This is a genomic window from Suttonella indologenes (assembly GCF_900460215.1).
GTDB classification, from domain to species: domain Bacteria; phylum Pseudomonadota; class Gammaproteobacteria; order Cardiobacteriales; family Cardiobacteriaceae; genus Suttonella; species Suttonella indologenes.
Map to the genome: position 1 here is coordinate 38,930 of NZ_UHIA01000004.1, position 11,502 is coordinate 50,431.

Sequence of the window (11,502 nt, forward strand, 5' to 3'; positions counted from 1 at the left end):
TTTTGTTTATGCACATTTTTACAGGAGTTAACAGATGAAAAAATGGCTTTGCCTCTTCATTCTCAGCCCGCTTGCCTATGCCCATTCCCCGCAATTAAGCTGCAAAATCGAGGCGGAAAACGTGCTTTGCACGGGCGGATTTTCCGACGGTTCTTCGGCTTTCGGCGTGGAAGTCAAAGTCTTGGATTACGGCGATAAGGTTCTGCATGAAGGACGCTTCGACAAAGACAGCCGCTTTAGTTTCGCCAAACCCGAAGGTGAATACTATGTACGTTTTGACGGCGGCAGCGGCCATCAATTAGAGCTGGATTATCAAGACATTGAAGAATGAATGCTGAGCATCGTTTTGTAGAAATCGTGCCGCCGGCGCGTGCCACTAAAGAAACGCTATATGTGCTGGCGGTGTGTGTGCTGAGCATTGTTGTGGCGGCAGGCATTGTGCGTATCAATCAGAAAGACAGCCAACTTCAGCAAAGCCTGGGCGCCGATGAAATCAGCCTGCGCTACGATTTGAGCGCGGCGGAGCAAGGTGTGTTTGCGGATTTACAAGTCGCCTTTGACGATTGGCTATTGCAAGATGAAAACGAACCGCCGCCCAGCGTTGCCGATTGGATTGCCAATGATTTTCCGCCTTTTAACGACCAAGCGGAAGCCGGACAACGCGGCAATCATCAATGGACGCTGCTGCATCAGGAAGGACAAGCCGCTTATTGGGGACAAAGCCAAGATGTGGCAACCGCCGGCAGTCTGCTCTGGCTTTTGCCGGCGCAGCGGCAAGGCAGCGATATGCAGCATTTTGAAGTCTGGCATCATAAAGGCAGCCCGTCGGCATTGCCGCATCGTCTTGACGGCGAACATCTGCGCGCCGCCGGCTGGAAACGGATTAACCGCAATGCCGACATTGCCCGCTCTTAACCGCTTTTAACACAGGAATTTTTTATGAAACTCAAACCATGGCTTGCCCTATTTGCCCTTCTCAGCTGTCATGCCTTTGCCCAAATCCAAGTCGGCGTGGTGACCTTCGATTATGAGGAGACTTCTTGTTCTAATTATTCTCAATATGCTGATATTGATCCTAATAATGATCAGTGTTCTATTGGGGGAACTTTGTATGTATCAGAAGCTTTATCAGTTCCATATATGGCAAATTATTTTACAAATAAAAATAATTTTGATGTAGCTCTTTTTGAAAATACAAAGCTTGGACCAGGTTTTACTTATGAGTTTAAGCCTCGTCAGAATGGTGTTGTATATGCAGTACCTAAGACAGGAATGTTTAAATACACTGGAATTGATACTGCTTATACTATTAATGGATCTAAATATAACGCTCAGATTATTCCAGCAAATTCAGGGAAGACTCTTATTGCTGAAACAGTAGATGATTCTTATTTTTCTATCCATAAGGTTGCAAAAAATACTAATAAAGACCTCCCAGTAATGAGTCTTACATATACAACTCGTGTATTTGCGGCTATTAAGGATAAAAAAGGAGTTATTAACTTTACTTCGCCTTCTGTTCATAAGCACCATGGGTTTTTCAAAGCTGCTTGGTGTGGTGATGGTGTAGTTGATACTCAGTTTGGTGAAAAATATGATGATGGTCCTAACAATGGAAAACCAGGATATGCATCTACTGATTGTACCAAAAAAGTTGAACCAGAAACTCCACCTGTAAATGGTATATGACGGAGCATCAGCTGGCATTCCAACTTATAAAGCTCCAACAACAAATCTTTGTAAAACAGGTACTCCAAAAACATTAGCGGCTTGGATGCCGTGGTGTTAAACGACATCGGACACGACGATTTCGCCCGCAAAATGATTGCCGCCAGCGAAAATAAAGACGTTACCACCATTCAAGCCAATAAAGACGTGCCGCTCTTAACCGCTTTTAACACAGGAATTTTTTATGAAACTCAAACCATGGCTTGCCCTATTTGCCCTTCTCAGCTGTCATGCCTTTGCCCAAATCCAAGTCGGCGTGACCCTGCACCCTTATTACAGCTTCGTGGCGAATATCGGTCAGGATAAAATCAAAGTCGTGCCGCTGATTCCCGAAGGCTTTAATCCGCATGCCTACGAGCCGCGCGCGCAAGACATTAAAAACATTAGCGGATTGGATGCCGTGGTGTTAAACGACATCGGACACGACGATTTCGCCCGCAAAATGATTGCCGCCAGCGAAAATAAAGACGTTGCCATCATTCAAGCCAATAAAGACGTGCCGCTCTTAAGCGCCATGGGCTTAGACCAAAACAACCGCGAAGGCGTCATCAATTCCCACAGCTTTATTTCCATCAGCGCCTCTATGATTCAAGTCAATACCATTGCGCAGGAACTGGGCAAACTCGATCCCGACAACGCCGCCTTTTACCTGAAAAATGCGCGCGAATACAATAAACGGCTGCGCAAACTGCGTGCCGAAGCGCTGGCGAAAATCCGTGATGTGGAAAATCCCGTCTTAAAAATCGCCACCGTGCATAGCGGCTACGACTATCTTTTGCGCGAATTCGGTTTGGAAGTTACGGCGGTTGTCGAAGCCGCACACGGCATCGAACCCAGCCCCGCCCAATTGAAAAAAGTCGTGGACTTAATCAAATCGCAAGGCGTGCATATCCTCTTTGCCGAAAAAGACAATCCCAGTCCCTACACCGCCACCATCGCCAAAGAAGCCGACGTACGCTTAGGCAGCTTAAGCCACATCACGCACGGCGCTTACTCTCCGGAATTATTCGAACAGGCTATGAAAGAAAATCTGGATGAAGTCGTCAACGCCATACTGGAAAGCCAAAAACCATGATCAGCCTTGAGGACTATCAACGCCATCTGCACTATCTGCCCTATGCAGGACCGGAAATCGTACTGAAAAACCTCAGCGTACAATTCCAAAAAAGCACCGTGCTGAACAATCTCAACCTCCGCTTTGCCGCCGGCAAAACCACCGCCATTATCGGGCCGAACGGCAGCGGCAAAAGCACCCTGCTCAAAACCTTATTGGGACAATTCACCCATGAAGGCGAAATCGCCTTACACTGGCAAAATGCGGCTCAGCGCCACATCGCCTATGTGCCGCAGCACATTGATTTTGACCGCGAACTGCCGATGAACGAAGAAGACTTCATGGGCATGCTCCTGCAAAAACGCCCCATCTTCCTAGGCTTGGCGAAACAACAAAAAGCGATGATTCATTTCCTATTGCACAAAGTGCAAATGTTTGAAAAAAGGAAAACCAAAATCGGGCGACTGTCGGGCGGCGAACTCAAACGCATGCTGCTCATTCAAGCCCTTTATCCCGAAGCGGGACTGTTTTTATTCGACGAACCCCTCGCCTCCCTCGACGAATCGGGCATCGCCCTGTTTAAAGAACTGATTCGCGAACTCCAAGCCATGAACAAAACCGTCATTTGGGTCGAGCACGACCTGCTCGCCGTGCGTGAATACGCGCAAGACATCGTCGCCATCAACCGCCAAATCATCTACCAAGGCGATGCCGCCGCCCTCTCCGACAGCGAACTGCTGCTTAACATCTTCTCCCACAAGCAGGAAAGCCCGCATGTTTGAAATCATCAGAAACTACATCGTCGGACTGGCGCAAGCAGGACAACTGCCCGACATATTCACCTACCATTTTGTTGTCAACGCCCTCATGGCAGGCATTCTACTAGGCCCGCTGCTCGGCGGATTCGGCACCCTCGTCGTCGTCAAACGCTTCGCCTTCTTCTCCGAAGCCACAGGACATGCCGCCCTTACCGGCGTTGCCATCGGCATCTTGCTCGGCGAACCCTATCACAGCCCCTATGGCGGACTCTTCGCCTACTGCATGCTCTTCGCCCTGCTGCTCAACTACATTCGCAATCGCACCGCCCTTTCCTCCGACACCCTCATCGGCGTATTCCTCTCCGTCTCCCTAGCACTAGGCTCATCTGTCCTGCTGATATTGGCGACCAAAATCAACATCCACATCTTGGAAAGCGTACTTTTCGGCTCACTGCTCACCGTAAACGACCGCGACTTATATATTCTACTCGCCACCGCCTGCATCACCGTCCTCATCATCTCAGGCAACTACAACCAACTCATGCTTATCAGCTTTAATCCGCAACTCGCCAAAGTCCGCAAAATCAAAGTCCTGCTCCTAGACTACCTCTTCATTCTGCTCATCACATTGGCAACCATCTCCGCCCTGAAAATCATCGGCGCAATACTTGTCGGCGCGCTGCTCGTCATACCTGCGGCGGCGGCAAGACTTGTCGCCAACTCCATGCGCCAATTCTTCTTCATCTCCGTAGGGTTGGCGACCGCCGCCACCCTTGCCGGCGTCTACCTTCCTATCGCCTACGATATCCCTGCCCCCTCAGGCGGCTCAATCATACTCATTGCCGGAAGCTGCTTTATGCTTCTAGTCATCGTTAAACAACTTGCGAGAATCAAATGAAAAAACTGCTATTACACAGCCTGCTCATCAGCCTGAGCTGCCAAGCTGCCGCGTTCGACATCCTCACCGCCCACCCTATTACCACCGGTATCGCCGAAACCCTGCTTGCCGAAGAAATCGCCGCCCAGCGCATACGCATTCTCCCCGCCGCACCCAAAACCCTGCCCGCCACCCGACAACTCAACTACTTGCAAGGACGCGGCAAAGACAATCTCAAAAACCTCAGCCAAGAAGCCGACATCGTGCTGACCGTACGCAGCATTTTCGCCCAAGACTACCTCTACCCCTTCAGCCGCCGCCACAACATCCGCATCATCCCCATAGACCTTGCGACCCCGATTGACGGCGAACGCGCCGGCGTTAGCAAACAGGCACAAGACTTCCTGCAACACCCTGTCTGGCTCGACCCCTACAACCTCAGCCTCATGTACAGCACGCTGGCACAAGAACTGCAAGCCTACGACCCCGCGCTACAACTGGAAAACGCCCTCCATCAAGAGCAAAAACGCCTCATTGCGCTGAAAAACGACATGGAAACCTTCCTCAACGAACAAGAAGCAGAACCCGTCGTCCTCCTGCTCAACCCTGAACTCAGCTACTTCACGCAAGGACTGCAACTGGGCAGCATCACGGCAAGCCCCGACAGCGACATCGCCGAACTCATCAACACACAAGGCATCACACTCATCATCAGCGAAAACGAAGCCGATGAAAACACCGCCGCCCAAGCAGAAGCGGCAGGTGTGAAAATCCTTATCCTGCCGCGTCTTAGCAGCGACAACCCGACAGAACAATTAGCCAAACACTACGAAACACTGAAAACCCTGCTGAGAAAGGAATAACTATCCCTGCATAGATCCGCTAAGAGAATATTTACAGTCCATTCATAGCAAAATTAATTATTTTTCAATCAGTGATGTCGGATACTTGTATCCGACATCACTGCTAAATTATAGTACCTTAACGTCAAAATGGGGGAAAGGGACATTTTAGGTGCTAAAAAGTTTGAAAAACCTTATTCTGTAAGGCTTTTAGCGAGGTCAAAAGCTTTGAACACAAAAAATGCTTTTTCTGTGGCTCAAAACAGGTCAAAAAAGACGGCAGACAAAATCATCAGCAACGATACAAATGCCGGCAATGCGGTAAGCGTTTTAGCAGCAAAAAGCGTCTTAACCCTCAAGAGTTGTGGACACTTTATAGTAGCGGCAAACAAAGCATGCAAGAGCTCGTCCAACGTTTTTCCTGCAGCCGTAAAACCATTGCTAGATATCTCAAACAAGCCCAACTTAGAGAGCCTGAACAACGGCATTTTTCATCAGTCAATATCATCATGGATACTACCTACTTTGGACGTAAATTTGGTGTGATGGTGCTGTATGACAGCATCAGCCGACAAGCCTTATCGGTCAGCGAGGTTAAATCAGAAAGCAATGCATTGTATCGACAAGCCATACGAGAGCTACAAGAAAAAGGAATACATATTCAGAGTATTATCTGCGATGGCAGAAGAGGATTAACCTCATTATTTCCCGATATTCCCATACAGCTTTGTCAATTCCACCAAGTCAAAACCATTAACCGTTATCTGACAAGAAAACCTCAAACAGCAGTGGCAGTAGATTTAAAACAACTTGCCTTAAGCCTAAAAAACAGCAGCAAAGCGGCATTTGAAGAGCATTTGAATAACTGGCATAAGCAGCATAAAGACTTTCTCAACGAACGTAGCTCAAATCCCGAAACAGGTAAATCACACTATAGGCACAAACGTTTAAGAAGTGCTTATAACAGTCTGAGGCGCAATCTGCATTGGCTTTTTACCTTTGAAGATTATCCGGAGTTAAACCTGCCAAAAACCACCAATTTGCTTGAAGGAAAATTTGGTGATCTGAAAAGACTTTTAGCTTGTCATTGCGGCATGGGAAAGGACAATAAGGTTAAGTTTATAAAAGATTATTTTGCTTAAAAAACGCTAGATAGCACCTATTTTGTCCCTTAGGGCTAAAGAACTCGAAAACAGCACCTAAAATGTCCCTTTGCTCTCAAAATGAAATTTAGAGATGCGTATTTCATCACGAGGAGCGCCTAAAATAATCTCATTTTGACATTAAGAGACTATAAAATAAGTATTACAACTTATCTCCTCTAATACTGATATGGTCTTTTAAAAATGGTAAAAAAATTTGATTTATCTGATGATAACTCACTCTTGCTTTGAATATATTTTTATCGGGGCTGACGTAGATTAGCCCTAAATACCACACCAAATTCGCAAGATTCTCAGCTGCTCTTTTGGTGTACCAAAGTTAAACCGGAATTCGCATTCCTTCAAGAATAACGGAAAAGATTTACGCTCAATTCCATTGTATTTTCTCAGAACACGTTTTGCCTGATTCCAAAAATTTTCAGTTTTCAATCCCATTAATATGGTTTTGCCGTTGTGCAAAATACGTACTGTGGTTGATACGATGATGGGCAAACTCACTCACTCACATCAAACACGTCGCAGCTTTTGCAGCAATCGGTATAAACCATACTGTCAGGCATGATTTTTCTTCTAATAACAGGAAGTAATGTATCTTGCTTGGTGTTTTCAACAATAAGGATATAAATCTTACCATGTCGTTTTAAAATACCGAAAACAGCCACTTTACTTGCTGCACCACGACCGCGTTTGCCTTTGCGTTGTCCGCCAAAGTAGCTTTCATCCAATTCGATAGAGCCGTCGAAGAATTCATCAGCTTGCTGTTCTAAACAGTAAGCAATAACCTGTCGGATTTTGCGATAGAACAGCATAGCAGAATTAGGCTGAATATCGAGGATATCGGCGGCTGCACGAACTGTTACTTCCAGTACAAAAAATTGAAGTAATTTTTTCTGTGTAGATTTACTTAATTTGCAATGAGTTATCTTCATTTTTTGAGTATAAACCGATTGCTAATCTACGTCAGTCCCAAAATTTTTAAGAAGCTTTTGGTTTATCTCATATTCACTCTATATTTAGTCCAAAGCAGGAGAAAATAAAGAAATGTTGCAGCATCTTTACCGCTTTTTCTGCCTATACCTGCCAATCTTTTTTACCCTCAAAAGCAATTCTCCAAAAGAAATCCTTTTTCATGTTATTTCATGAGTTTAGCAGATAATTGCAAAAAAATGCTAGCAATGATTGCAATATTTTTAAAAAGCTGTCATGTTAGCGTGCTGTTTTTCCTTTGAGCAGCCGGCGGCAATTACTGTGCCGCTTAGGCGAGCCAAGGGTAAAGGCACGGGGAGGGCAACCTCTTTAAGAAGGAGTATAGCCGTTTTATTTCAAAGCGATAGATTATGCCACCGTATCGGTTTAGCGCTGCGGTTTTGCTTTGAATCAGAGCGGCTATGTCGAATCGTCTTTGGGCGGTTCGCTTGATTGACATATTGGAGAAGAATACTTATGCAAATTGGTATCCCAAAAGAGTCGCTGGCAGGCGAGGCGCGTGTCGCCGCAACGCCGAAAACAGTGAAGGAATTAAAAAAATTAGGTTTTGCCGTAGCGGTGGAGGCTAATGCGGGCTTGGCTTCGCAGTTTGATGATGCGGCTTATCGCGAGGCGGGTGCGGAGATTGTTCAGGGCGATGCGGTGTATAACAGCGATTTGATTTATCAGATTAATCCGCCGACTGATGCCGAGCTTGCCAAGATTAAGGACGGCACGACTTTAGTGAGCTTTGTGTGGCCGCGCCAAGATCAGGCTTTGGTCGATAAGCTGGCGCAGCGCAAGATTACGGTCTTGGCAATGGATATGGTGCCGCGGATTTCGCGTGCGCAGTCGATGGACGCTTTGTCTTCTATGGCGAATATCAGCGGTTATCGTGCGGTGGTGGAAGCGGCGCATGAGTTCGGGCGTTTCTTTACCGGTCAGATTACGGCGGCGGGCAAAGTACCGCCTGCGCAGGTCTTGGTGATTGGTGCCGGTGTTGCCGGTTTAGCGGCGATTGGTGCGGCGAAGTCTTTAGGCGCGATTGTGCGTGCTTTTGATACGCGCGAGGAGGTTGCCGAGCAAATCGAGTCGATGGGCGGCGAGTTTCTGCGCGTGGATTTCGAGGAAAAGGACGGCGGCAGCGTCAATACGGGCTATGCCAAAGTGATGAGCAAGGAGTTTATCGAGGCGGAGATGAAACTCTTTGCCGAGCAGGCCAAGCAGGTGGATATTATTATTACGACGGCGGCAATTCCCGGCAAACCCGCGCCTAAATTGATTACCAATGAGATGGTGGCGAGCATGAAGCGCGGCTCTGTGATTGTCGATTTGGCGGCAGCGACCGGCGGCAATTGCGAGGCGACAGTTGCCGGCAAACGTCATGTCACAGAAAACGGCGTGATTGTGCTGGGTTATACCGATTTGGCGAACCGCTTGGCGGGGCAGTCTTCCCAGTTGTATGCCACGAATTTAGTCAATTTAAGCAAACTGTTATCGCCGCAGAAAGACGGGCAGATTCATGTCAATTTTGAAGACTCGATTTTGCGCAATATGACGGTTATCCGCGATGGCGAGCTGACTTTCCCGCCGCCGGAGATTTCCGTTTCCGCTGTGCCGCAGGCAAAAGCCGAGGCGGCAAAAGCACCTGAAACGGCGGCTGTCGAAAAACCGGCTTCGCCGAAAATTTTCCGCCAAGTGACGCTGGCTTGTTTGGCGTTTATGGCGTTTCTATTTATCGGCGGTGCGCCTGCGCCTTTCCTTGCCAATATGATGGTCTTCGTGCTCTCGATTGTGATTGGCTATTATGTGGTGTGGAATGTGAGCCATTCTCTGCATACGCCGCTGATGTCGGTAACTAATGCCATTTCGGGAATTATCGTGGTCGGGGCGATGCTGCAAATCGGGCATGGCAGCGCGATGGCGAGCTTTTTAGCCTTTGTGGCGATTTTGCTGGTAAGCATCAATATTTTTGGCGGCTTTGCGGTAACGCGCCGTATGCTCGCTATGTTCCGCAAAGATTAAGGAGAATGTCATGACAGGTTTTACCACAGTTGCTTATATCGCTGCGGCGGTTTTATTTATCTTGAGTTTGGCAGGGCTTTCCAAGCAGGAAAGCGCAAAACGCGGTAATCTCTTCGGCATTATCGGTATGAGTATTGCCTTAGTCGCCACTTTGTTTAATTCCGAAGTGCATGGCAAATTCTGGCTGTTGCTGGCAATGGCGATTGGTGCGGTCATCGGTTTGCAACGCGCGAAAAAAGTCGAGATGACCGGCATGCCGCAGTTGATTGCGCTCTTGCACAGCTTTGTCGGCTTGGCGGCGGTCTTTGTGGGCTACAACAGCCTGCTGTTGCATGCCGACCTGCCTGCGGAAATGCACACCATTCATTTGGCGGAAGTATTTTTAGGCGTCTTTATCGGCGCGATTACCTTTACCGGCTCGCTGGTGGCTTGGGGAAAACTCGAAGGCAAGGTCAAATCCGCCGCCTTAGTGCTGCCGCATAAACATAAATGGAATATTGCCGCCGTTGCCGTATCTTTCTTATTGATGCTGATTTTTATCGCCAAAGACGGCTCGATGTTCCTGCTGATTCTGATGACGCTGATTGCCTTTGCTTTCGGCTGGCATTTGGTCATGTCTATCGGCGGCGCGGATATGCCGGTAGTGGTCTCCATGCTCAATTCCTACTCCGGTTGGGCGGCGGCGGCGGCAGGCTTTATGCTCAATAATGATTTGCTGATTGTTACCGGTGCCTTGGTCGGCTCAAGCGGTGCGATATTGTCTTACATTATGTGTAAAGCCATGAACCGCTCCTTCTTATCCGTGATTTTGGGCGGCTTCGGCAATACCGCGGCGGCGGCAGAAGAAAGCGGCGGCGAATACCGCGAATGGACGGTGGAAGAGGTCGCCGAAGCGCTGAACGAGGCGGATTCCATCATCATCACACCGGGATACGGTATGGCGGTGGCACAGGCGCAATATCCTGTAGCGGAAATCACGCGCATTCTACGTGCCAAAGGTAAAAACGTCCGCTTCGGTATTCATCCGGTGGCAGGACGCCTGCCGGGGCATATGAACGTCCTCTTGGCAGAAGCCAAAGTGCCTTATGACATCGTGCTGGAAATGGAAGAAATCAATGAAGATTTCCCTGATACGGATGTTGTCTTAGTCATTGGTGCGAACGACACTGTCAATCCATCCGCGCAAACCGACCCTAACAGCCCGATTGCCGGCATGCCGGTCTTGGAAGTGTGGAAGGCGCGTCAAGTCGTGGGCTTTAAACGCTCGATGAACGCAGGCTATGCCGGCGTGCAAAACCCGCTGTTCTTTAATGAAAACACCTTCATGTGCTTTGGCGATGCCAAAACCACGGTTGAAGGCATTCTGCGCGCTTTGCAAAACTAAGCGCGCGCACAGCAAAAAGGCGGCTGCAATGCCGCCTTTTTTATGCCTGTTGTTAATACAACACAATCGGTGTGAACTTCCATGTGATGACGTAGAGACAGGCGAAATTCACCACTACGCTCATCCAGAAGAAAATAATAAAACGGTTTTTGCTGGTTTTGTGGCGCAAGAGCGGACGGGCGATGAGAGCGCCCGGCCAGCCGCCGAGCAGGGCGGCAATATGCAGACTGGCTTCCGGCACCCGCTGTTGGTCGGTCAAGGCGGCGTGTTTGTCCAAACTGTAAAGCGAGACGGTCATCAAAGAGATAATAAAGGACGCTACCGCAATAGGGGCGGAGATGGTGGAAAGGCTGATGTAAAACAGGCAGACCAAGATGGCGTAAATCGCCGCTTCAAAGAGATAAGGTCCTGTTTTGCGTGCATCGTGGGTGGTGTTTTTAAACAAAGTGGCTTCATGTCCTTCCAATACGATGCGACTGGCTTGGATTTTGTTTTTATTTTTTTCCAGTAAAAAAGCAATGCGGTCGCCTTTTTGCGGGCGGCGTTGCTCATAGGCGAAATTCGAGATGTGGAAGAAAATATTCGGTTCGTCTTCTGTGGTTTTGATAAAGCCGAAGCCTTTCATATCATTCCAATGCACGATTTCCCCCCGATAGACGGCATCGGTTCGCGGCGGCGGTTTGGAATGCAGGAAAAGAGCCATAA

At 48.3% G+C, this 11,502-nt stretch carries 10 protein-coding genes and 2 pseudogenes; 10 read left to right on the plus strand and 2 right to left on the minus strand.

Going from position 1 to position 11,502, the window contains the following annotated elements; translation table 11 throughout:
- Positions 1-34: 34 nt before the first annotated feature.
- The 8 genes and pseudogenes from DYC63_RS04110 to DYC63_RS04150 form a co-directional block, all read left to right on the plus strand.
- A complete protein-coding gene (locus DYC63_RS04110; protein ID WP_115218080.1) occupies positions 35-331 on the plus strand; it encodes a hypothetical protein in 297 nt (98 codons plus the stop codon).
- A complete protein-coding gene (locus DYC63_RS04115) occupies positions 328-915 on the plus strand; it encodes a DUF6162 family protein (protein WP_115218081.1) in 588 nt (195 codons plus the stop codon). Before DYC63_RS04110 ends, DYC63_RS04115 begins: the two co-directional genes overlap by 4 nt.
- Positions 916-939: 24 nt before the next feature.
- Complete coding sequence (locus tag DYC63_RS04120; RefSeq protein ID WP_115218082.1) at positions 940-1,689, plus strand: hypothetical protein; 750 nt, start codon at positions 940-942, stop codon at positions 1,687-1,689.
- A gap of 223 nt (positions 1,690-1,912) precedes the next feature.
- Positions 1,913-2,803, plus strand: coding sequence for a metal ABC transporter solute-binding protein, Zn/Mn family (locus DYC63_RS04125; RefSeq protein ID WP_115218083.1), 891 nt, complete (start codon positions 1,913-1,915; stop codon positions 2,801-2,803).
- Positions 2,800-3,564 (plus strand): metal ABC transporter ATP-binding protein, encoded by a 765-nt coding sequence (locus tag DYC63_RS04130; RefSeq protein ID WP_115218084.1) that lies wholly within the window; start codon positions 2,800-2,802, stop codon positions 3,562-3,564. The genes DYC63_RS04125 and DYC63_RS04130 overlap by 4 nt, the downstream gene beginning before the upstream one ends.
- Positions 3,557-4,438 carry a metal ABC transporter permease gene (locus DYC63_RS04135; RefSeq protein WP_115218085.1) on the plus strand — a complete coding sequence of 294 codons (882 nt, stop codon included), beginning with the start codon at positions 3,557-3,559 and terminating at the stop codon, positions 4,436-4,438. Before DYC63_RS04130 ends, DYC63_RS04135 begins: the two co-directional genes overlap by 8 nt.
- Positions 4,435-5,280, plus strand: a complete 846-nt coding sequence (locus DYC63_RS04140; RefSeq protein WP_115218086.1) for a metal ABC transporter solute-binding protein, Zn/Mn family — start codon at positions 4,435-4,437, stop codon at positions 5,278-5,280. The genes DYC63_RS04135 and DYC63_RS04140 overlap by 4 nt, the downstream gene beginning before the upstream one ends.
- 230 nt (positions 5,281-5,510) lie before the next feature.
- A pseudogene (locus tag DYC63_RS04150) lies at positions 5,511-6,401 on the plus strand (IS256 family transposase, variant Zn-binding type); the annotation flags it as partial.
- Between the two features lie 285 nt (positions 6,402-6,686).
- Here the strand turns inward: DYC63_RS04150 and DYC63_RS04155 are convergent.
- A pseudogene (locus DYC63_RS04155) lies at positions 6,687-7,351 on the minus strand (IS1595 family transposase).
- Positions 7,352-7,865: 514 nt separating this feature from the next.
- Between DYC63_RS04155 and DYC63_RS04160 the strand changes: the two are divergent.
- Positions 7,866-9,413, plus strand: a complete 1,548-nt coding sequence (locus tag DYC63_RS04160; protein WP_115218088.1) for a Re/Si-specific NAD(P)(+) transhydrogenase subunit alpha — start codon at positions 7,866-7,868, stop codon at positions 9,411-9,413.
- 10 nt (positions 9,414-9,423) lie between these two features.
- Positions 9,424-10,797, plus strand: a complete 1,374-nt coding sequence (gene pntB / locus DYC63_RS04165; RefSeq protein WP_115218089.1) for a Re/Si-specific NAD(P)(+) transhydrogenase subunit beta — start codon at positions 9,424-9,426, stop codon at positions 10,795-10,797.
- Positions 10,798-10,849: 52 nt separating this feature from the next.
- Here the strand turns inward: pntB and DYC63_RS04170 are convergent, their stop codons facing one another.
- Positions 10,850-11,500 carry a DUF1294 domain-containing protein gene (locus DYC63_RS04170; protein WP_115218090.1) on the minus strand — a complete coding sequence of 217 codons (651 nt, stop codon included), beginning with the start codon at positions 11,498-11,500 and terminating at the stop codon, positions 10,850-10,852.
- Positions 11,501-11,502: the final 2 nt, after the last annotated feature.